22 protein-coding genes and 1 pseudogene are annotated in these 18,887 nt (G+C 71.0%); 7 read left to right on the top strand and 16 right to left on the bottom strand.

The window, feature by feature from the left end:
* The first annotated feature begins 246 nt into the window (after positions 1 to 246).
* Together FEF34_RS07855 and FEF34_RS07850 are read left to right on the top strand one after the other, a co-directional pair.
* Complete coding sequence (locus FEF34_RS07855; protein ID WP_138052503.1) at positions 247 to 1,449, top strand: S8 family peptidase; 1,203 nt, start codon at positions 247 to 249, stop codon at positions 1,447 to 1,449.
* A 77-nt stretch (positions 1,450 to 1,526) separates the two neighbouring features.
* The gene (locus FEF34_RS07850) at positions 1,527 to 2,087 is read left to right on the top strand and encodes a DUF1697 domain-containing protein (protein ID WP_138052502.1); all 561 of its coding nucleotides are present in this window, start codon (positions 1,527 to 1,529) and stop codon (positions 2,085 to 2,087) included.
* A 91-nt stretch (positions 2,088 to 2,178) separates the two neighbouring features.
* Here FEF34_RS07850 and FEF34_RS07845 read toward each other — a convergent pair whose 3' ends face one another.
* Complete coding sequence (locus tag FEF34_RS07845) at positions 2,179 to 2,415, bottom strand: hypothetical protein (RefSeq protein WP_138052500.1); 237 nt, start codon at positions 2,413 to 2,415, stop codon at positions 2,179 to 2,181.
* Positions 2,416 to 2,595: 180 nt separating this feature from the next.
* Positions 2,596 to 2,787 (bottom strand): DUF4236 domain-containing protein, encoded by a 192-nt coding sequence (locus tag FEF34_RS07840; RefSeq protein ID WP_138052498.1) that lies wholly within the window; start codon positions 2,785 to 2,787, stop codon positions 2,596 to 2,598.
* A 193-nt stretch (positions 2,788 to 2,980) separates the two neighbouring features.
* Here FEF34_RS07840 and FEF34_RS07835 point away from each other — a divergent pair, with 193 nt between their 5' ends.
* Together FEF34_RS07835 and FEF34_RS07830 are read left to right on the top strand one after the other, a co-directional pair.
* Positions 2,981 to 3,445 (top strand): hypothetical protein, encoded by a 465-nt coding sequence (locus tag FEF34_RS07835; protein WP_138052496.1) that lies wholly within the window; start codon positions 2,981 to 2,983, stop codon positions 3,443 to 3,445.
* A gap of 121 nt (positions 3,446 to 3,566) precedes the next feature.
* On the top strand, positions 3,567 to 4,205 hold the full coding sequence (locus FEF34_RS07830) for a mycothiol-dependent nitroreductase Rv2466c family protein (protein ID WP_138052494.1): 639 nt from the start codon (positions 3,567 to 3,569) through the stop codon (positions 4,203 to 4,205).
* A gap of 487 nt (positions 4,206 to 4,692) precedes the next feature.
* Here the strand turns inward: FEF34_RS07830 and FEF34_RS07825 are convergent, their stop codons facing one another.
* The 12 genes from FEF34_RS07825 to FEF34_RS07775 all read right to left on the bottom strand — a co-directional run bounded on the left by FEF34_RS07825 (position 4,693) and on the right by FEF34_RS07775 (position 15,439).
* On the bottom strand, positions 4,693 to 5,484 hold the full coding sequence (locus FEF34_RS07825) for a sirohydrochlorin chelatase (protein ID WP_138052492.1): 792 nt from the start codon (positions 5,482 to 5,484) through the stop codon (positions 4,693 to 4,695).
* A 10-nt stretch (positions 5,485 to 5,494) separates the two neighbouring features.
* Positions 5,495 to 6,409: an ABC transporter permease gene (locus tag FEF34_RS07820; RefSeq protein WP_138052490.1), complete on the bottom strand. Its 915-nt coding sequence runs from the start codon at positions 6,407 to 6,409 to the stop codon at positions 5,495 to 5,497.
* Entirely contained in the window at positions 6,396 to 7,187 is a 792-nt protein-coding gene (locus FEF34_RS07815) for an ABC transporter ATP-binding protein (protein ID WP_171052867.1), read from the bottom strand. The genes FEF34_RS07820 and FEF34_RS07815 overlap by 14 nt, the downstream gene beginning before the upstream one ends.
* Before the next feature lie 43 nt (positions 7,188 to 7,230).
* Complete coding sequence (locus tag FEF34_RS07810) at positions 7,231 to 8,337, bottom strand: aliphatic sulfonate ABC transporter substrate-binding protein (protein WP_138052486.1); 1,107 nt, start codon at positions 8,335 to 8,337, stop codon at positions 7,231 to 7,233.
* 225 nt (positions 8,338 to 8,562) lie between these two features.
* A complete protein-coding gene (locus tag FEF34_RS07805; RefSeq protein ID WP_138052484.1) occupies positions 8,563 to 9,903 on the bottom strand; it encodes a sulfate adenylyltransferase subunit 1 in 1,341 nt (446 codons plus the stop codon).
* Positions 9,904 to 9,905: 2 nt separating this feature from the next.
* Positions 9,906 to 10,844 (bottom strand): sulfate adenylyltransferase subunit CysD, encoded by a 939-nt coding sequence (cysD, locus tag FEF34_RS07800; RefSeq protein ID WP_138052482.1) that lies wholly within the window; start codon positions 10,842 to 10,844, stop codon positions 9,906 to 9,908.
* Positions 10,841 to 11,380, bottom strand: coding sequence for an adenylyl-sulfate kinase (cysC, locus tag FEF34_RS07795; RefSeq protein ID WP_138052480.1), 540 nt, complete (start codon positions 11,378 to 11,380; stop codon positions 10,841 to 10,843). Before cysC ends, cysD begins: the two co-directional genes overlap by 4 nt.
* A gap of 59 nt (positions 11,381 to 11,439) precedes the next feature.
* Entirely contained in the window at positions 11,440 to 12,141 is a 702-nt protein-coding gene (locus tag FEF34_RS07790) for a phosphoadenylyl-sulfate reductase (protein ID WP_138052478.1), read from the bottom strand.
* Positions 12,138 to 12,317: a hypothetical protein gene (locus FEF34_RS07785; RefSeq protein ID WP_138052476.1), complete on the bottom strand. Its 180-nt coding sequence runs from the start codon at positions 12,315 to 12,317 to the stop codon at positions 12,138 to 12,140. Before FEF34_RS07785 ends, FEF34_RS07790 begins: the two co-directional genes overlap by 4 nt.
* 367 nt (positions 12,318 to 12,684) lie before the next feature.
* On the bottom strand, positions 12,685 to 14,382 hold the full coding sequence (locus FEF34_RS07780; RefSeq protein WP_138052474.1) for a nitrite/sulfite reductase: 1,698 nt from the start codon (positions 14,380 to 14,382) through the stop codon (positions 12,685 to 12,687).
* A 149-nt stretch (positions 14,383 to 14,531) separates the two neighbouring features.
* Complete coding sequence (locus FEF34_RS43895) at positions 14,532 to 14,615, bottom strand: putative leader peptide (protein ID WP_325063666.1); 84 nt, start codon at positions 14,613 to 14,615, stop codon at positions 14,532 to 14,534.
* Between the two features lie 257 nt (positions 14,616 to 14,872).
* Complete coding sequence (locus tag FEF34_RS07775) at positions 14,873 to 15,439, bottom strand: GNAT family N-acetyltransferase (RefSeq protein WP_138052473.1); 567 nt, start codon at positions 15,437 to 15,439, stop codon at positions 14,873 to 14,875.
* Between the two features lie 903 nt (positions 15,440 to 16,342).
* On the opposite strand from FEF34_RS07775, the gene FEF34_RS07770 reads away from it, so the two are divergent.
* From FEF34_RS07770 to FEF34_RS07760, 3 genes are all read left to right on the top strand, one after another.
* Positions 16,343 to 16,858, top strand: coding sequence for an RNA polymerase sigma factor (locus tag FEF34_RS07770; RefSeq protein ID WP_138052472.1), 516 nt, complete (start codon positions 16,343 to 16,345; stop codon positions 16,856 to 16,858).
* Positions 16,855 to 17,577 carry a hypothetical protein gene (locus tag FEF34_RS07765; protein ID WP_138052471.1) on the top strand — a complete coding sequence of 241 codons (723 nt, stop codon included), beginning with the start codon at positions 16,855 to 16,857 and terminating at the stop codon, positions 17,575 to 17,577. The genes FEF34_RS07770 and FEF34_RS07765 overlap by 4 nt, the downstream gene beginning before the upstream one ends.
* A gap of 85 nt (positions 17,578 to 17,662) precedes the next feature.
* Positions 17,663 to 17,845 carry a hypothetical protein gene (locus FEF34_RS07760; RefSeq protein ID WP_138052470.1) on the top strand — a complete coding sequence of 61 codons (183 nt, stop codon included), beginning with the start codon at positions 17,663 to 17,665 and terminating at the stop codon, positions 17,843 to 17,845.
* 108 nt (positions 17,846 to 17,953) lie between these two features.
* On the opposite strand, the pseudogene FEF34_RS07755 reads toward FEF34_RS07760, so the two are convergent.
* Positions 17,954 to 18,293 (bottom strand): annotated as a pseudogene (locus FEF34_RS07755) (transposase family protein); the annotation flags it as partial.
* Positions 18,294 to 18,368: 75 nt separating this feature from the next.
* Entirely contained in the window at positions 18,369 to 18,860 is a 492-nt protein-coding gene (locus tag FEF34_RS07750) for a hypothetical protein (RefSeq protein ID WP_138052469.1), read from the bottom strand.
* Positions 18,861 to 18,887: the final 27 nt, after the last annotated feature.

The raw sequence follows: 18,887 nt of genomic DNA, 5'->3' as shown, positions 1-18,887 counted from the left end.
CGCCACGATTACCGCATGAGCACATTTCCTCGACAGAAATTCCTTGCCTGTGAGGGAAGTTCGAGCGGTGGTCCGACTTGTGAAGTCGTGGCCGATTTCGTATTACAAACTCTTGTTGATCAAGTCACACCTGAGTGAAGGGCTTGATCTGAGCCCGTCAATCGGTCAGGGTTTCGACTCAGCCCCGGAGATTTTCCTTCCGGGAGCGAATCCCCCCACAAATGATGACGAGGAGAACCCCTCTTCATGGCATCTCACAAGCGCACCAACAGGACGAAGCTGACCGCGGCAATAACCGCCGTTGCGGCCGCCGCCGGAGTGACCGTCCTCAGCACCTCGTTCGCCGGCGCGGCCCCCGTGCCCGCCGAGGGCAAGATCTACGGTGCGAACGCCGAAGGCGCCGTCGCCGGCAGCTACATCGTTCTGCTGGACGAGAAGACGGACAAGAAGGAGCTCGCCGAGGAGTACGGCGGCTCGCTCCAGCGCAATTACAGCTCGGCGGTGAACGGCTTCTCCGCCAGTGGCCTTTCGGAGACCGAGGCCAAGCGCCTCGCCGCCGACCCGGCCGTCGACAAGGTCGTCCAGAACAAGAAGTTCACCGTCAACGCCACCCAGGACAACCCGCCCTCGTGGGGCCTCGACCGCGTCGACCAGGCCGACACCGCCGGGGACAGCAAGTACACCTACCCCGACAGCGCCGGCGAGGGCGTCACGGCGTACGTCATCGACACCGGGGTCCGGATCACGCACAAGGACTTCGAAGGCCGCGCCAGCCACGGCTTCGACGCCATCGACAACGACGAGACCGCCGACGACGGCAACGGCCACGGCACCCACGTGGCGGGCACCATCGCCGGCGCCTCCCACGGCGTCGCCAAGAAGGCGAAGATCGTCGCCGTGCGCGTGCTCGACGACAGCGGATCCGGCACCACCGAGCAGGTCATCGCCGGCATCGACTGGGTCACCAAGAACCACCAGGGACCCTCCGTGGCCAACATGAGCCTCGGCGGAGGTGCCGACCCCGCGCTCGACGAGGCCGTGCAGAAGGCCATCGCCGCCGGTGTCACCTTCGGCGTCGCCGCGGGCAACGAGTCCAGCGACGCCGGCCAGGGTTCTCCCTCCCGCGTCGAGGAGGCCATCACCGTCGCCTCCTCGACCAAGGACGACGAGCAGTCCGACTTCTCCAACTTCGGCACGGTCGTCGACATCTACGCCCCGGGCTCGGACATCACCTCCGCCTGGAACGACAGTGACGAGGGCACCAAGACCATCTCCGGCACGTCCATGGCGACCCCGCACGTCGTCGGCGCGGCCGCGGTGTACCTCGCCGCGCACCAGGACGCCACGCCGGACCAGGTCGCCAAGGCCCTGACGGACGGCGCCACGCCCGACAAGATCGGCAACCCGAGCGAGGGTACGCCCAACAAGCTGCTGAAGGTCGTCGAGTAGCCGACCGGCCGACAGTATGATCCGGCGGCCGCCGTGCCCTCCCCCACGGGGCGCGGCGGCCGTCCTATGGTGTGCGCATGGCGAAGACCCACGCGTACGCCGCGCTGCTGCGCGGCATCAACGTCGGCGGCCACCGCAAGGTCCCGATGGCCGACCTGCACAGCCTGGTGACGGACCTCGGCCACGGCCACGTACGCACCTACCTGCAGAGCGGCAACGCCGTGTTCACCAGCGAGACGGACGACGAGGACGCACTCGCCCGCGGCATCGAACGGGCCGTCGAGGAGCGCTTCGGCTTCACCGTGGACTGCCTCGTCCGCGGCGGCCCGTACCTCGCCTCCGTCGTCGAGGAATGCCCCTTCCCGGCCGGCCGGCTCGAGGGGAGGCAGCTGCACGTCACCTACTTCTCGGAGCGGGTCGACCCGGACCGGTTCGCAGGCGTCGACCTGGACGCCCATCTGCCGGAGGACTTCCGGCTCGGGGAACGTGCGCTGTACCTGTACACACCCGGTGGAATCGGCCGCTCCAAGCTGGCCGACGCGCTGGCCCGGTCGAGCGTGAGCAAGGGACTCGTCGCCACGACCCGCAACTGGAACACCGTCGTCAAGCTCGCGGAGATGACCGGGGACCCCGCCTGAGGACTGTCACCAGACCCAAGGACGCCAAAGGGTTCGTCGTCCTGCCCCGGCGCTGGAAATCGCAGCCGAGCACCGCTCGTCGTCTCTGAACTTATTGTCGGGCCTTGCTTGTGGCCACGATGTCGACGGCGACTCGAAGCGGTGTCTCGGCATTCCCAAGTAGCGCCCGGGTGATTGCGATCGCTTGGATGATGCTCGTACCGTGCTCGGCCAGGAGGGTCTGGACAGCCTCCATTCCGTCGCTCTCAAGGACTGGTCGGGACTGCTCGACCAGATCGGTCCAGCGTGCGGCGTCCTCGGGGCTCAGCCCGATGACGTGGTCGAACACAACTTCCTCCTCCCGTGATGAAAACGACTTCTGACCCGGGAAGCGGGGCGCCCTCGCCTGCCTCGGCTCCTCCCGACCGGCCACCGCAGGTGGTGTGCCGCGAGTCGAGGACCCCGCGGAGCCGCCCCTTGCTTCCCGCTCGCCGGGCGGTCTCCCTGCCTTGCGAGCACGTCCTCGGGCTCACCGCCGCCGGAAGTTCCGGTGCCAGCTGAAGCCGCCGGGCAGCCGCACCGACGCCCTGCCGTGGCCGCCGCTGCCCCGGGTGATGTGGGCCCGGCGCGTGCCCAGGCTCAGCGACCACCCGTGCGTGCCGATGTTCAGGTGCAGCAGCCTCGGGACGATCGTGATCCGCTTGTGGTAGTAGAGCGACATGTCGGCCTCCTCGAAGCCATCATGCTTCGCCGGCTCGACGTCTGCGTCACGACGGCGCCACGGTGGTGTCACCGCGGCGCCGGGCTGTCATGCCCGGCCCCGACCGGGCATTCCCGGCGCACACCGGGCGGACTTCCGGACAAGCTCCCGGGCGGGCAGGTGCCTGTCGGTGCCGCGCCCTATCGTCGGTCCCATGTACGACGACGGTGACGGACCGCCGCGCCCGGGCGGCACGCGCGAGGCACGGGCACGGGCCGCCGAGGTGCGGGGCGTCTTCGAAGGCATGCTGCAGATACGGCGGCTGACCAACACCGGCGCTACCGACCCCGAGTCGGTGCCCGCACCCTGGGAACGGGGCCGGATGGTCCGTGCCGTGGCCCTCGCGCTGGAGGCGGCCGGTATCGCCCCCTCCGCCGTCGACGCCGATTCCGGGCAGCGGGTGGCCACCGGATACCGGGTGGGCCCGGCCCCGGACGAACCGGGCACGGTCACGGTCGAGTGGCTCGGACCCCACGGCAGCCGGGCCGCCGGCGAGGAGGAGAGCGCCCTCGCCGACTGCGCCGGGGTCCTGCAACGCCTCGGCTGGGACGCCCTGCTGTACCGGGGTCGGAACCGGCGCCGCTTCCTGGAGGTCCGTCCACCGCACCCTCAGGGCTGAACGGCCGCGCGTCCACCGCACCGTCAGGCTGAACGGCCGGGCCGGCAGCGGCGAATGGCCCAGGAGAACCGGCGTCCATTGGCCCGGGTGGACGGGACACCCCGGTCCTAGGCTCACAGCCATGACCAAGCCCACCGAGCGCCGCGCCGACGCGCACCGCACCACCGTCGACTTCTGGTTCGACCCCGCCTGTCCCTTCGCCTGGATCACCTCGCGCTGGATGCTGGAGGTGGAGCGCCGGCGCCCGGTCGACGTCCGCTTCCACGCGATGAGTCTGTTCCTGCACAACGTCGGGAACGAACTCCCCGACTGGTACCGGGACCTGGTCGACCGCTCCATCGGACCGGTGCGCGTCGCGGTCGCCGCCGCCGAGCAGCACGGCGAGCACGTCCTGCGCGACCTCTACACCGCCATGGGCACCCGTATCCACCGGCAGAAGGCCGAGGACTTCGACACCGTGATCGCCGCGTCGCTGGCGGAGACGGGACTTCCCGCCGCACTCGCCGGTGCCGCGCACGACCCGGGCCACGACGACGCGGTGCGCCGCAGCCATGACGCCGGGAAGGACCCGGCGGGGGACGGATACGTCGGCACTCCCACCCTTCATGTGGACGGAGCCGTCTGGTTCGGGCCCGTCCTCAACTCCGTGCCCCGGGGCGAGGAGGCGGGGCGGCTCTTCGACAGCTTCCGCGTGCTCGCGAGGCACCCCGACTTCTTCGAGCTGAAGCGCACCCGCACGGGGAAGCTCGACCCGCACTGAACGTGCGGGGCAGGGGGAAGCTCGACCCGCACGGAGCGTGTGCAGCGCGCGGGCCGGGTACGCACTGAGCGTGCGGGGCAGGGGGAAGCTCGACCCGCACTGAGCGTGCGGCGCAGGGGGAAGCCAGACCCGCGCCGAGCGTGCGGCGCGCCGGGCCGGGTACGCACTGAACGTGCGGGGCAGGGGGAAGCTCGACCCGCACGGAGCGTGTGCAGCGCGCGGGCCGGGTACGCACTGAGCGTGCGGGGCAGGGGGAAGCTCGACCCGCACTGAGCGTGCGGCGCAGGGGGAAGCCAGACCCGCGCCGAGCGTGCGGCGCGCCCAGCACGGAAACGCCGAGCCAGGAACGAGCCGAGCCGGACACCCCGGGGGGCCCGCGGCGCGCCGGGCCGGACACCCGGGGTCGCGGCGCACCGGGCCGGTCGACGTCCGAACCGCCGCCCGTGCCCGGCCGCAGGGGCGCGTAAGGCCCGCCGGAAGCGGACGCTCAGCCCGCGGCGGCGAGGCGGCGTGCCGGCCGGGCCTCGTCGTACCGGCGCAGCATCAGCCGGGCCAGCTCCGGCGACGGGCCGAGGACGCCGGCCAGTACCTCGGCTCCCGCCGACCGGGCGCCGTCCGCGATCCGGTCGGGCAGCCGGCCCGGGGCGATGACGTACGGTGCCACGGCCACCCGGGCCACTCCTTCGGCCCGCAGTGCCCGCACCGCGTCCTCGGGACGGGGTGGGCTCCCGGCGGTGACGGCGGAGGCGAACGCGGGCCGCACGGCGCACCAACCGGTGTGCCGCAGCTCCCGCGCCATGTCAGCGATCACTGCCATCGCCTCCGGGTCGGAGGAGCCCGCAGAGGCCAGGACGACCCCGGTCGAGCTCTTGTCGGCCGGGGTCAGCCCGGCCTCGTACAGCCGCTGTTCGACCGCGTCCAGCAGGAGGGGGGACGGGCCGAGTACGTCCGCCTGGGTGATGCGGAGCCGCGGATGCCTCGCCCGCGCCTCGTTCAGCACCGACGGGATGTCCGACTTCGCGTGGAAGGCGCGGGTCAGCAGCAGCGGCAGCGCGACCACGTCCCCCACCCCGTCGTTCGCCATCCGCTCCAGGACCTGCGGCACGGACGGCGCGTTGAAGTCCAGGAACGCCGTGCCGACCCGCAGCTCGGGCTCCTGCGACCGGATGTGCCGTACGAGGGCGTGCACGGTCGCCGCGTGGCGCGGATCGCGGCTTCCGTGGGCGACGACGAGAAGGGCCGGCCGGTGAGGGCGCGCGGGGCGGTGAGGTCGGTGCACGGTGATCAGCTCAGCTCCTGACGAGAAGCCCGCGGCTGCGGAGCACCCAGCGCTCCAGCGGGCTGAAGACGAGCAGGTCGACGGCGATGCCGACGATCAGGATCAGGAGGATCGCGAGGAACACGCCGGGCATGTCGATGTTGTTGCGGCCGTTCTCCAGCAGCTGGCCGAGGCCGAGGCCCAGGTCGGGGGAGGAGGCGATGATCTCCGCCGCCATCAGCGAGCGCCAGGAGAAGGCCCAGCCCTGCTTCAGTCCCGCCAGATAGCCCGGCAGGGCGGCCGGCATGACGATGTGCCAGGTGCCCTTCAGCCCGGTGGCGCCGAGGGTCCGTCCGGCCCGCAGGAACAGCGGGGGCACCTGGTCGACGCCGGACACGAGTCCGTTCGCGATCGACGGCACCGCGCCGAGCAGGATCACCGCGTACATCATCGAGTCGTTCAGGCCCAGCCAGATGACGGCCGGCGGCACCCACGCCACCGACGGCAGCGACTGCAGGCCGGACAGGATCGGGCCGATCGCGGCACGGACGAACTTCACCCGCGCCACGAGCAGACCGAGCGGGGTACCGATGGCGAGGGCCAGCAGGAAGCCGAACAGACCGCGCGACACGCTGGTCCAGATGACGTCGAACAGGGTGCCCTGCAGCCACATGTCGGACAGGCCCGTCCACACCGCGGACGGCGCGGGCAGTTTGTCCTCGGTCGTGACCTGGGCCGAGACCAGGACCTGCCACACCGCGAGGACGAGGGCGACCGCCACAACCGGCGGCACGACCTTCTTCACGAGGAGCTCGCGCACCGGCGTGCGGCGGATCTCGACGGCGTCGAGCGCGTCCAGGCCGGCCTCGAGACCGGCGAGGTCGTCGCGCCCGGCGGGGGACGTGCCCGCCTTCGTGACGCCGTCGCGGACTTCAGTGCTGGCCATGTCGGCGGATCTCCCCACGCAGTTGTTCAGTGATCTCGACGGACAGCTCCGCCACGGCGGCGTCCTCGATACGGCGCGGCTGCGGGATGTCCACGGCCCACTCGCGGGCCACCCGGCCGGGCCGTGAGGACAGCAGGACCACGCGCTGGGCGAGCCGCACCGCCTCGCGGACGTTGTGCGTGACGAAGAGGACCGACACGTTCGTCTCGCGCCAGATCCGGGTCAGCTCGCCGTGCAGCACGTCACGCGTGATGGCGTCGAGCGCCGCGAACGGCTCGTCCATCAGCAGCAGATCGCTGTCCTGCGCGAGCGCCCGGGCCAGGGCGACCCGCTGGCGCATGCCGCCGGACAGCTCGTGGACGCGCTTGCCGTGCGCGCCGCCGAGCCGGACCAGCTCCAGCAGCCGCTCGGCCTCGGTACGGCGCCCGGCCTTGGGGACCCCGCGCAGCCTCAGGGCCAGTTCGATGTTCTTGCCCGCGGTCAGCCACGGGAAGAGGGCGTGCTCCTGGAACATCAGGGCGGGCCGCCCGCCGGGCGTCTCGATGGACCCGGCGCTCGGCCGGTCCAGCCCCGCGACCAGGTTGAGCAGCGTGGACTTGCCGCATCCCGAAGCCCCCAGGATGGTGACGAACTCGCCGGCGGCGACATCGAGACTGATGTCGTCGAGGACGAGCTGCGATCCGGCCGGACCGGAGAAGGACTTCGAGACGTGCTCGATCCTGGCGGCGTGCGACACCGCGGTGGTGTCCTCGGCGGCCTCGGCGAATGTGGTGGCCATGGTCGTCACCTCCTGGGAACGTTCGGTTCGGGTACTCGTGTGCCTACTTCGCGCCGAGGCCGGCGTCGGCGACCCCGGGCCTGCCCTCGGCCTTCAGCACCTTGTTCAGCAGCGTCAGGTCGTAGATGCCGTTCAGGTCGGGCTCGTCGATGAGCTCGGCCCTCACCGCCCACTCGGACTGGGTCCTGAGCGTGGCGGCCAGCGGGTCGTCCGTGATCCGGATGCTCGGCCAGGCCGGGTCGATGACCTCCGGGGGGAGCGCCTTGCCGGTCTCGGTCTTCAGGGCCGCGTTGGCGGACGCCTTGGCCTTCTCCGGGTTGGCGTTGATCCACGCGTTCGTCCTCACCGTGCCGCGGAGCACGGCCTCGACGACGTCCGGGTGCTCCTTCAGGAACGTCTGCGACACGATGACGTTCGTGGTCACGAACTTCCCGCCGGGCCACAGCGCCGTCTCGTCGAGGAGGACCCTCGCGCCCTCGGAGACCAGCTTGGAGGCGGTCGGCTCCGGCACCCAGGCCCCGTCGACGGAGCCGGACTCGTAGGCGCCCGGGGTGACCTTGTTGTCCGTGCGGACCACGGAGACGTCGCCCTCGCCGCTCTCCGCGTCGACCTTCCAGCCCTTCCCGGAGGCCCAGTTCAGGAACGCGACGTCCTGGGTGTTGCCCTTCTGCGGGGTGGCGATCCGCTTGCCCTCGACGTCGTCCAGGGTCCTGATCCGGTCCGGGTTGACGACGAGCTTCACGCCGCCGGACGCGGAACCGGAGACGATCCGCAGGTTCCTGCCCTTGGACTTCACGTACCCGTTGACGGCCGGCGAGGGGCCGATGAAGCCGATGTCGAGGGAGCCGCCGTTGAGGGCCTCGATCACGGACGGGCCCGCGTTGAAGGCCTGCGGTGCGAGCCTGGTGCCGCCGAGCTCCTTCTGGATGATCCCCTCCTGGACGCCGACGAGAGCGGTGGCGTGGGTCAGGTTCGGGAGGTAGCCGACGCGGACGGTGTCGGCGGAGAGCTTCCTGCCCTCGGCGGCCACCACGGGCCTCCCGCCGTCCTTGGCCTGGGAACCGTAGCCGCAGGAGGTGGCCGCGACGGCCAGCAGGGGGAGCAGGGCGGCGGCGAGACCGCGGCGCAGGGTCGTACGGGATGCAGGCACGGGAGGCTTTTCCTCTCGGGGGCCCGGGCTCACGTCCCCCGGTGGTTCCGGTTGGTACGGGACGCGGCCGGGACGTCGGCAGGTCGGTGTCTTCGTCCGGGATGCGGTCGGCGTGTCGCGCCGGTCATCGGACACATCGCGTGACACCTCCCGAACCCGCGCCGAGCACACCGCTGCCCACGCGGCCGCCCTCCTTGGCGAAGGTCGCGTACGCGTCGATCGTCATCAGAAGTCCCACCCCTCGTCGTCCCGGGCCGGCGCGGCCCCGGCGGTGGCGAAGGACTCGCCCGCCATCCCGGCCGCCAGGGTCGTACCGTCCGCCGGGTCGATGAGCAGGAAGGACCCGGTACGGCGGGAGTGCGCGTAGGCGTCGAGCGCCAGCGGCTCGGCGGTGCGGACCCGGACCCTGCCGATGTCATTGGCCACCAGCTGCCCGGGAGCCGGGTGCTGGGACAGGTCGTCGAGCGTCAGCCGCGACGGGATCTCCTTCACGATCGCCTTCACCGTGCGGGTGGTGTGCTTCAGCAGCACCCGCGCGCCCACGGTGAGCGGAGTGTCGGCGACATGGCAGACCGTGGCCTCGACGTCCTGCGTCGTCGCGGGCGCGTCGTCGCTCGGTACGACGATGTCGCCGCGGGAGACGTCGATGTCGTCCTCCAGCAGCAGCGTCACCGACTGCGGGGTCCAGGCGACGTCCACCGGCTCGCCCAGCAGGTCGATCCCCGCGATCCGCGACGTCCGGCCCGACGGCAGCACGGTCACGCCCTCGCCGACGCGGAACGTGCCGGCGGCGATCTGGCCCGCGTAGCCGCGGTAGTCCGGGTGCTCGGCGGTCTGCGGACGGATCACGTACTGCACCGGGAAGCGCGCGTGGCAGCTGGTCAGATCGTGGCTCACCGGCACGGTCTCCAGGTGCTCCAGCACCGTCGGGCCGCCGTACCAGTCCATGTTCGCGGAGGCGTCCACCACGTTGTCGCCGGACAGCGCCGAGATCGGGATCGCGGTGATCTCCGGGACGCCCAGCTCGCTCGCGTACGCCGTGAACTCCTCGGCGATCGCGGCGAAGACGGACTCCTCGTAGCCCACCAGGTCCATCTTGTTCACGGCGAGGACGACGTGCGGCACGCGCAGCAGCGCGGCGATCGCGGCGTGCCGGCGGGTCTGCTCGACCACACCGTTGCGGGCGTCGACGAGGATCACCGTCAGCTCGGCCGTCGAGGCGCCCGTGACCATGTTCCGGGTGTACTGCACGTGCCCCGGGGTGTCGGCCAGGATGAACCGCCGCCGGGGGGTGGCGAAGTAGCGGTACGCCACGTCGATCGTGATTCCCTGCTCCCGCTCGGCCCGCAGACCGTCGGTGAGCAGCGCCAGGTCGGGAGCCTCCTGGCCGCGGGAGCGGGAGGCGTGCTCGACGGCCTCCAGCTGGTCGGCGAGCACCGACTTGGAGTCGTGCAGCAGCCGGCCCACCAGGGTGGACTTGCCGTCGTCGACGGACCCGGCGGTGGCGAAGCGCAGCAGGGTGGTGGCCGACGACTGCTCGGCCGACTGCTCGGTGGAGCTGGTCATGTCTAGAAGTACCCTTCGCGCTTGCGGTCTTCCATCGCGGCCTCGGACAGCTTGTCGTCGGCGCGGGTCGCGCCCCGCTCGGTGAGCCGGGAGGCGGCGATCTCGGCGATCACGGCGTCCAGCGTGGTCGCGTCGGAGTCGACGGCGCCCGTGCAGGACATGTCGCCGACGGTGCGGTAGCGGATCAGCCGCTTCTCGGGCGTCTCGCCGTCCTTCGGGCCGCCCCAGTCACCGGCGGTCAGCCACATCCCGTTGCGGGCGAAGACCTCCCGCTCGTGGGCGAAGTAGATCTCCGGCAGCTCGATCCGCTCGCGCTGGATGTACTGCCAGACGTCCAGCTCGGTCCAGTTGGAGAGGGGGAACACCCGGACGTGCTCACCGGGCGCGTGGCGGCCGTTGTAGAGCTGCCACAGCTCGGGGCGCTGGCGCCGCGGGTCCCACTGGGAGAACTCGTCGCGCAGCGAGAACACCCGCTCCTTGGCCCGGGCCTTCTCCTCGTCGCGCCGCCCGCCGCCGAACACGGCGTCGAAGCGGTGCTGCTGGATGGCCTCCGTCAGCGGCACGGTCTGCAGCGGGTTGCGGGTGCCGTCGGGGCGCTCGCGGAGCACACCGCGGTCGATGTAGTCCTGCACGGAGGCCACATGGAGCCGCAGACCGTGTTGTGCGACCACACGGTCCCGGTACTCGATGACCTCGGGGAAGTTGTGCCCCGTGTCCACGTGCAGCAGCGAGAACGGGATCGCCGAGGGAGCGAACGCCTTCAGCGCGAGATGCAGCATGACGATGGAGTCCTTGCCGCCGGAGAAGAGGACCACCGGCCGCTCGAACTCGCCCGCCACCTCGCGGAAGATGTGCACCGCCTCGGACTCGAGCGCGTCCAGATGCGTCAGCGCGTACGGGCTGTCCGTGCTCCCGTCCACGACGTCGATGCTGGTCGTCATGCCAGTCCCCTCTCGATGAGCAGCGCGTGCAGCGCCTGCGCCGACTCCTGCACGGTCTGGGTGTGCGACTCGATCCGCAGGTCCGGGGACTCCGGTGCCTCGTAGGGGTCGTCCACCCCGGTCAGGCCGCTGATCTCGCCGGCCGCCTGCCGGGCGTACAGGCCCTTGACGTCGCGCACCGCGCACACGTCGACCGGGGTCGCCACGTGCACCTCCACGTACGGCGTGCCCTCGGCCCCGTGCCGCTTGCGGACGGCCTCGCGGCTGTCCGCGTACGGGGCGATCACCGGCACCAGGACCGTCACACCGTTGGACGCCAGCAGTTCGGCGACGAAACCGATCCGCTGGACGTTGGTGTGCCGGTCCTCACGGCTGAAGCCGAGACCCGCGGACAGGAACTCGCGGATCTCGTCGCCGTCGAGCACCTCGACGCGCCGGCTCCCGCCGCGCAGCCGGCTCGCCAGCTCGTACGCGATGGTGGTCTTGCCCGCGCTCGGCAGTCCGGTGAGCCAGATCGTGGCCCCAGTCACGTGCATCTCCCGTTGGTTCAGGGTCGGTTCGGTCGAATGGTCTGCTGTGGTCGCGGGTGCCGTCATCAGCCGTGCAGCCCGCACTCGGTCTTGGCGCGGCCCGCCCAGCGGCCGGCTCGCGCGTCCTCGCCCTCCAGCACCCGCCGGGTGCAGGGTGCGCAGCCCACCGAGGCGTAACCGTCCATGAGCAGCGGGTTGGTGAGGACGCCGTGTTCGGCGACGTAGGCGTCCACATCCGCCTGTGTCCAGCGGGCGATCGGCGAGACCTTGACCTTCTGCCGCTTCTCGTCCCAGCCGACGACGGGGGTGCCCGCCCGGGTCGGGGACTCGTCGCGGCGTAGCCCGGTCGCCCAAGCGTCGTAGGCGGTGAGGCCCTCCTCGAGAGGCTTGACCTTGCGCAGCGCGCAGCACAGGTCGGGGTCGCGGTCGTGCAGCCGCGGGCCGTGCTCGGCGTCCTGCTCGGCTACCGACCGGCGCGGGGTGAGCGTGATGAGGTTGACGTCCATCACGGCCCCGACCGCGTCACGCGTGCCGATGGTCTCGGGGAAGTGGTAGCCGGTGTCCAGGAAGACCACGTCGACCCCGGGGAAAGCGCGCGATGCCAGATGGGCCACGACCGCGTCCTCCATGGAGGACGTGACGCAGAAGCGCGGGCCGAAGGTGTCCGCCGCCCACGTCAGGATGTCGAGGGCGGACGCCTCCTCGAGGTCCCGCCCGGCCGACTCGGCCAGCGACCTGAGCTCCTCGCCGGTCCGTACCGCCGTCATATCGCGTCCCCTCCGTCGTCGTTGCGCCGAACCCCGCGGGCGAGCAGCCCGAGGAACTTCAGATGGAAGGCCCTGCTGCACGACGCGCACTCCCAGGCGCCGTGGCCCTGCTCGCTCGGACGAAGGTCCTCGTCGCCGCAGTAGGGGCAGTAGAAGGGGGCAGCCCGCTCGCTCACCGTGCATCCCCTTTCGCTTCTCCGCCCGCGCGGCGCGGGGGTGCGGCTTTCGCGGTCGGCTGCGGCCGGGTGGCCGCGCGTGCGTCGCTCAACCGTGCATCCCCTTTCGCTTCTCCGCCCGCGCGGCGCGGGGGTGCGGCTTTGTCGGTCGGCTGCGGGGCGGTGGCCGCGCGTGCGTCGCTCAACCGTGCATCCCGTTTCGCTTCTCCGCCCGCGCGGCGCGGGGGTGCGGCTTTGTCGGTCGGCTGCGGGGCGGTGGCCGCGCGTGCGTCGCTCAACCGTGCATCCCGTTTCGCTTCTCCGCCCGCGCGGCGCGGGGGTGCGGCTTTGTCGGTCGGCTGCGGGGCGGTGGCCGCGCGTGCGTCGCTCATGAGAGTGACTCCTCGCCGGCGCGAGCCACCCAGGCGGCGAAGCGCTCGCCGTCCTCGCGCTCCCCCTGGAAACGTCCCAGCACGCGCTCGACGTAGTCGGGGAGTTCCGCCGCGGTGACCTTCAGTCCGCGGACCTTGCGGCCGAATCCGGCCTCCAGGCCCAGCGCACCGCCGAGGTGCACCTGGAAGCCCTCCACCTGCTCGCCGTTCTCGTCCAGGACCAGCTGGCCCTTGAGACCGATGTCCGCGACCTGGATACGGGCGCAGGCGTTGGGGCAGCCGTTGATGTTGATGGTGATCGGCTCGTCGAACTCCGGGATGCGGCGCTCGAGTTCCTCGATCAGCGAGGCACCGCGGGCCTTGGTCTCGACGATGGCCAGCTTGCAGAACTCGATGCCGGTGCAGGCCATCGTGCCGCGCCGGAACGGGGACGGGGTGACCCGCAGGTCCAGCGACTCCAGCCCGGACACCAGTGACTCGACCTGTGACTCCTCGACGTCGAGGACGATCATCTTCTGTTCGGCGGTGGTACGCACCCGGCCCGAGCCGTGCGCCTCCGCCACCTCGGCGATCTTGGTGAGGGTCGCGCCGTCGACCCGGCCGACGCGCGGCGCGAAGCCGACGTAGAAGCGGCCGTCCTTCTGCCGGTGCACACCGACGTGGTCGCGCCAGCGCTGCAGGGGCTGCTCCGGCGCCGGGCCGTCGGTCAGCGGGCGCCCCAGGTACTCGTCCTCCAGCACCCGGCGGAACTTCTCCGCTCCCCAGTCGGCGACCAGGAACTTCAGCCGCGCGCGGGTGCGCAGCCGGCGGTAGCCGTAGTCGCGGAAGATCGAGATGACGCCCTCGTAGACGTCGGGGACGTCGTCCAGCGGCACCCAGGCGCCCAGCCGGACGCCGATCTTCGGGTTGGTGGAGAGGCCGCCGCCCACCCACAGGTCGAAGCCGGGGCCGTGCTCGGGGTGGTTCACCCCGACGAAGGCGATGTCGTTGATCTCGTGCGCCACGTCCAGCAGCGGCGAGCCGGAGATCGCCGACTTGAACTTGCGGGGGAGGTTGGAGAAGGCCTTGTTGCCGACGATGCGGCGCTGGATCTCGTCGATGGCCGGGGTGCCGTCGACGATCTCGTCCTCCGCGATGCCCGCGACCGGGGAGCCGAGGATGACGCGCGGGGTGTCACCGCAGGCCTCGGTGGTGGACAGGCCGACGGCCTCCAGCCGCTCCCAGATCTCGGGCACGTCCTCGATGCGGATCCAGTGGTACTGGACGTTCTGCCGGTCGGTGATGTCGGCGGTACCGCGTGCGAACTCCTGCGAGATCTCGCCGATGACGCGCAGCTGCTCGGTGGTCAGCCGCCCGCCGTCGATGCGGACGCGCAGCATGAAGTACTCGTCGTCCAGCTCCTCCGGCTCCAGGATCGCGGTCTTGCCGCCGTCGATCCCGGGCCGGCGCTGGGTGTAGAGGCCCCACCAGCGCATACGGCCGCGGAGGTCGTTCGGGTCGATCGAGTCGAATCCGCGCTTGGAGTAGATCGTCTCAATACGTGTCCGCACATTGAGACCGTCGTCGTCCTTCTTGAACTGCTCGTTGCCGTTCAGGGGCGTGAAGTGGCCAACGGCCCACTGGCCCTCGCCGCGGTGGCGTCCGGCCTTGCGGCGGGGCGTGGCGGTGGCGGGCTTTCCGGGGGTGGCGGCCATGGCGGTTACGTCCTTCGGGACTACGGGAGGGCGGCTCTGACCTGCACATGCGCGCCCGTTTCACGGGTAGGCGCGGCGATGCGCGGAGGTCGGGGATCTCAGGGAACGCGGGGGAACTGGTGCCGGGGCCGATCGGCCCCCGGGGACACTCAGGCCGCGCGACACATGGCGCTGGACATGCGGCCGAGGTCGACGTGCCGCCGACTCACCAAGGCAATTCCAGCTCGAGACATGACGGAAGCGTGTCACGGGACTTTGGACCCAGTCCACCGCTATCCAGTATTTGGACAAGAGTGTCCTGCATCGCGAGACACTGTGGGGCCGGTCACTCGGCCTCGGATGTCGGGCCCGGCCGGCGCGCCGCGTGCTGACCGGGCCCCGGGGTCGGCCTGCGGGGCCGGCCCGCGGGGCAGGCCGGGGGCGCCGCGCCGGGGCCCGGGCGGCGGGTCGGCGTCGGTCGAGGACCCCGGCCGGGGGTGCGGACCAGGGGTCAGCCCAGGGCGCCGGGCCAGGGCCCGGGAGTGGCGGCCTCCGGCTCCTCCTCCAGCTTGGTGTCGAAGAGCGCGAAGCCCCGGCGCAGGTAGTTGTCCATCGCGTGCGGGCCGTCCTTGGAGCAGGTGTGCAGCCAGACCCGCTTCGTCGGGGCGCGTCCCGGCCAGCGCTCCGCGAGGTCCCAGGCGCGAGCGGTGCCGTACGACAGCAGATGACCGCCGATCCGCCTGCCCCGGAAGGCCGGGATCAGCCCGAAGTAGACGATCTCGACGGCACCCTCCTCCTGCGCCTCCAGCTCGACGTACCCGGCGGGTGTACCCCGCTCGTACGCCACCCACGTCTCGACCCCCGGCCTGTTCAGCGTCTCCTCCCACTGCGCGTAGGTCAGGCCCAGCCGGTCGGTCCAGCGGACGTCCCCGCCGACCGCCGTGTAGAGGAAGCGGCTGAACTCCGGCGAGGGGACCTCGGCGCGCACGATCCGTACGTGCCCCGAGGGCTCGGCGGCGGGGCGCAGATCGGAGGGCGAGGTCTGCTCCAGGGACCACGTGGTCACGGTGATGCTCATGACCGTCAGGGAACCACGGGCGCCCCGCCCGGGACAAAGGGGACCCCGCCCGACGGCCCGCCCGACGGCCCGCCCGACGGGCCGGGCGTCGCACGCGGTGCGGTGCCCGTCGGCCCGCCCGGAGCACGGCACCCGGCCCCGGCCTCGGAGCCGTGCGGCCGGCGGTCCACATGGCGGCCCGCGGTCCACATGGCGGTCGGCGGCTCGGAACCGGGAGGTACGTGCGCCGCGGCACGAGTGGACGGCGCCGGCGGCGCAGGTACGCGGGGCCCGGGACTCCGGGATCCGGGCGCCTCAGGCGGCGGGCTCGTAGTTGCGGCCGCAGCCGTCCCAGCGACGCCAACGACCGTGTCGCGCGGAGCCTCCAGGGCCACGGTGAAGCCGCCCCGGTCGGGATCGCAGCCAGGCACTGTCTCGTGAAGGTCAGCCGGCGGGGAGGTCTTGGCAGTTGGTGACCATCAACGTGGCGGAACGCGAAGCAGGCGGGGTGCGGTACCACGGAGCCCCGCCCGTGGGGTGATCTCATCCAGCATGGCGCCGGCGGCGCACACCTCGTCGCGTCGTCCTAGGGCATCCTGCGGGATTCGCGGCTGCCAAGATCCCTTGGCTGTGGATGGGCAACTGCGCGGCTGAATCGGGTAGTTGGCGCTGGCCGAACCGCGTCTCGTCGGCCCGTGACGTCCATCACGTGCGGCGCCCCGAGGTGTTGCGAGAGCCAACGAATCGCGGCAGGTCACACCCTCGTTCACCCAGTCGCGATGATCACCCTGCGCGACTCCGAAGCTCCCTCCCGTGACATTTTGTCGATGGAGGCATGCGTGTTCGGGGCTGTCGGCCGGTTGAGTGAACGGCACCGGCGTACGCGCCGGATCACCCCGTCCACCACCTCAATGAAGAGGGCTCATGTCAGAAGACGTCCGCGAGGACGACGGCCGCAGTCCCGTGGCCGCCCCGCTCAGACTCCCGCTGGACTTCCAGGCGCACTACCTCATGAACCAGGAAGCCTGGCACGCGTACGCACTGCACTTCCTGCGCACCAACGATGCGGCGGAGGAAGCGGTCCACCGGGTGTTTCTGGAGATCCTTCGGCACTGGAACGCCTTGCTCGCCGAGGCCGACCTCCAGCAGCAGACCTGGGCGATCCTGCGCCGCGTGGTCATCGACGAGCTGCTCCAGGACTTCCGCGAGGAGCTCGCCGCGATGGACAGCGGTGTCGGCCTCTACCCGGCGCTCGGCAAGCTCCCCCAGCGCCAGTTCGACGTGATCGTCCTGCGCTACATCTTCGACTACAACACCGCACGCATCAGCTGGTACCTGGGCGTCACCCCCAGCACCGTCGACTACCACTGCCGCAAGGCCCGCGAGCGGCTCGCCCCCGTCTACCAGAGCCGGTACGGGACGAAGGAGGACCCCAAGTGAGCATCTGGCACCAGCGGCTGGCCGAAGCCGACATCTCCGCCCGGGAGCCGCGCCGCCCCTTCGACGTGGCTGCGGGCCTGCGCCGCCTGGCCCGGGAGGCCGGCTACCTCGAGCCGACCGCGACCGAACCGCGGAGCTCGCATGCCCGCCACCGGCTCGCCCTCATCGCCCACTGGACCGTCACCGAGGCCGGAGCGGCCGAGCACGTCGAGGAACTGACCGAGCTCATCGGCGACGACGGAACCGGCGAGCTCAACCCGGCCGACTTCGACGGCTGGACCGATGCTGTGGACATACACGGCGTCCACGTCTTCGCCTGCATTCTCTTCCTGGCCAACCACCCCGAGAGCGCACTGTTCTGGTGGCAGTTCGCCGCCGGCGCCACACACCCCGGCGCCGCCTACTGCCTGTACCTGCACCACCTCAGCATGGGGGAGACGCGCGAGGCAGCCTTCTGGAAAGAGCAGATGAGCGCACTGCGGGACGACGTGCCCGCAGAGTTCGACGGGTCCGCTGAGGAGTTCACCGAGGAGCTGATAGACGGGCTCGAGTCCTTCACCTGCTACAGCGCCCGCCACCGCACCGCCCGCCCCCGGCCCCCCCGCGGCCTGGAGAAGCGCTTCGAACGCCTCGCGCACCGACAGGACGACGGCGGACTCGTCTGCCGCCCCGACCGGGAACTGCCCGACCAAATCCAGGAGCTCGCCGCACAGCGCTGACCGACCACACCAGAGCCCGGCGTGCCGGAAGGAGACACCGCCGCCGGGCCCGGCCGGACACCCATTCACACGAGGAAGCATCACCGTGCACCAGACCAACGGCCACGACTCCGGTGAACCGGAGCCCAACCCACTGACCCGCCTACTCGCATGGATCCGCCGCCGACGCCACGCCCTGCTCTCCGGCGCCTTGCGCGGCGCCGCCTACGCCCTTGGCGCCGGCGTCGTCGGCCTGGCCTTCTGGTGGATCCAGCAGCAACTTCTCTGACCCCTTCGGCCCCGTCGGCACCAGTCAGCCGCCTCGCCTCGCCCGCCTATCGCGATGGTCGCAGCGACACCTATCGATTACATGGGGTACCGGCGCCTTTCCGGTCGGCTCGGGCTGTTCGCGGTGGTGGGAGTACGGGGTACGGAAGGTGGCGCCGGCGCCCTGATAGGCGCGGTCTGCCAGGACGAGGATCTGTCGGGTGGGGCAGGCCTGGACGATGCCGTGGGCCCGGGCCGCGGTCAGGTCGTGTGTCCTGCCGGGCGTCGCGCGGGAGAACCAGAGCGGTGTGCCGTCGGGACGGGCGATGACCTGCACGTTCATGCCGTGCTTGCGGTGCTTCATCGAGTAGTACTGCTCGTCCGCGCGGATCCGGTCGGTGGGGATCAGGGTGCCGTCGACGCTGACGTGGTCGTCTTCACCGAGGCCGGTGAGGGGCTTCGTGGAGGCCCTGCCTCGTCACCACACCCACTGACCAGCCCATTTCACCCTCCAGCACAGGATGGAAGAGGCTCACTGACCCGCGCTAGCGGCCGAAGTCGGGGTCGGCAGAAGTGCGCTTGTAGTCACATGGGTAGGAATAGGGATCCCCGCCCGTCGCCTCGACACTCCCATCCATCTGCAGCCTTCCGTGATCCAAAGTGAATTGCAGAGACTTAATGTCCTTCCGATCCTCGAAACGAAGCACCAGATAGGGCGACAGGCCAGGATCCTTATTGACCGCATGCCATTTTCCGTCGGCTGAACTGCGCGTCACCTTCGCGTCCGGCACGGGGCCGTCCCACTCGACCGGAACACCATTGGCGGTAAAAGTGTAATCGTCGCGCAGTCGAATGACCGGAAGCGGCGAGCCGCATTCCTTCCCCCCGTCCCATCGGCCGACCAACTCGGAATGATGTACGGCCTCCGGGACCTGGACGGGTTTGGCAGGTTTAATTGCTCCACAAGCGGTCGAGGCGATCACCGCCAAAGCGGCAGTCGCAAGGCTTGTACTGATGCGAAATACGTCGAACTTCATGCCATCTACTTCCAGTCGCTCCGGGCG

It is taken from the genome of Streptomyces marianii (assembly GCF_005795905.1).
GTDB lineage: Bacteria > Actinomycetota > Actinomycetes > Streptomycetales > Streptomycetaceae > Streptomyces > Streptomyces marianii.
This window is presented reverse-complemented; position numbering and strand designations above follow the sequence as displayed.

What these genes read in the sequence shown, in the direction of transcription:
- FEF34_RS07855 (WP_138052503.1), top strand. Translation starts at nt 247, where the DNA reads ATGGCATCTCACAAGCGCACCAACAGGACGAAGCTGACCGCGGCAATA.
- FEF34_RS07850 (WP_138052502.1), top strand. Translation starts at nt 1,527, where the DNA reads ATGGCGAAGACCCACGCGTACGCCGCGCTGCTGCGCGGCATCAACGTC.
- FEF34_RS07840 (WP_138052498.1), bottom strand. Translation starts at nt 2,787, where the DNA reads ATGTCGCTCTACTACCACAAGCGGATCACGATCGTCCCGAGGCTGCTG.
- FEF34_RS07835 (WP_138052496.1), top strand. Translation starts at nt 2,981, where the DNA reads ATGTACGACGACGGTGACGGACCGCCGCGCCCGGGCGGCACGCGCGAG.
- FEF34_RS07830 (WP_138052494.1), top strand. Translation starts at nt 3,567, where the DNA reads ATGACCAAGCCCACCGAGCGCCGCGCCGACGCGCACCGCACCACCGTC.
- FEF34_RS07820 (WP_138052490.1), bottom strand. Translation starts at nt 6,409, where the DNA reads ATGGCCAGCACTGAAGTCCGCGACGGCGTCACGAAGGCGGGCACGTCC.
- FEF34_RS07815 (WP_171052867.1), bottom strand. Translation starts at nt 7,187, where the DNA reads ATGGCCACCACATTCGCCGAGGCCGCCGAGGACACCACCGCGGTGTCG.
- FEF34_RS07805 (WP_138052484.1), bottom strand. Translation starts at nt 9,903, where the DNA reads ATGACCAGCTCCACCGAGCAGTCGGCCGAGCAGTCGTCGGCCACCACC.
- cysD (WP_138052482.1), bottom strand. Translation starts at nt 10,844, where the DNA reads ATGACGACCAGCATCGACGTCGTGGACGGGAGCACGGACAGCCCGTAC.
- cysC (WP_138052480.1), bottom strand. Translation starts at nt 11,380, where the DNA reads ATGCACGTGACTGGGGCCACGATCTGGCTCACCGGACTGCCGAGCGCG.
- FEF34_RS07790 (WP_138052478.1), bottom strand. Translation starts at nt 12,141, where the DNA reads ATGACGGCGGTACGGACCGGCGAGGAGCTCAGGTCGCTGGCCGAGTCG.
- FEF34_RS07780 (WP_138052474.1), bottom strand. Translation starts at nt 14,382, where the DNA reads ATGGCCGCCACCCCCGGAAAGCCCGCCACCGCCACGCCCCGCCGCAAG.
- FEF34_RS43895 (WP_325063666.1), bottom strand. Translation starts at nt 14,615, where the DNA reads ATGTCTCGAGCTGGAATTGCCTTGGTGAGTCGGCGGCACGTCGACCTC.
- FEF34_RS07775 (WP_138052473.1), bottom strand. Translation starts at nt 15,439, where the DNA reads ATGAGCATCACCGTGACCACGTGGTCCCTGGAGCAGACCTCGCCCTCC.
- FEF34_RS07770 (WP_138052472.1), top strand. Translation starts at nt 16,343, where the DNA reads ATGTCAGAAGACGTCCGCGAGGACGACGGCCGCAGTCCCGTGGCCGCC.
- FEF34_RS07750 (WP_138052469.1), bottom strand. Translation starts at nt 18,860, where the DNA reads ATGAAGTTCGACGTATTTCGCATCAGTACAAGCCTTGCGACTGCCGCT.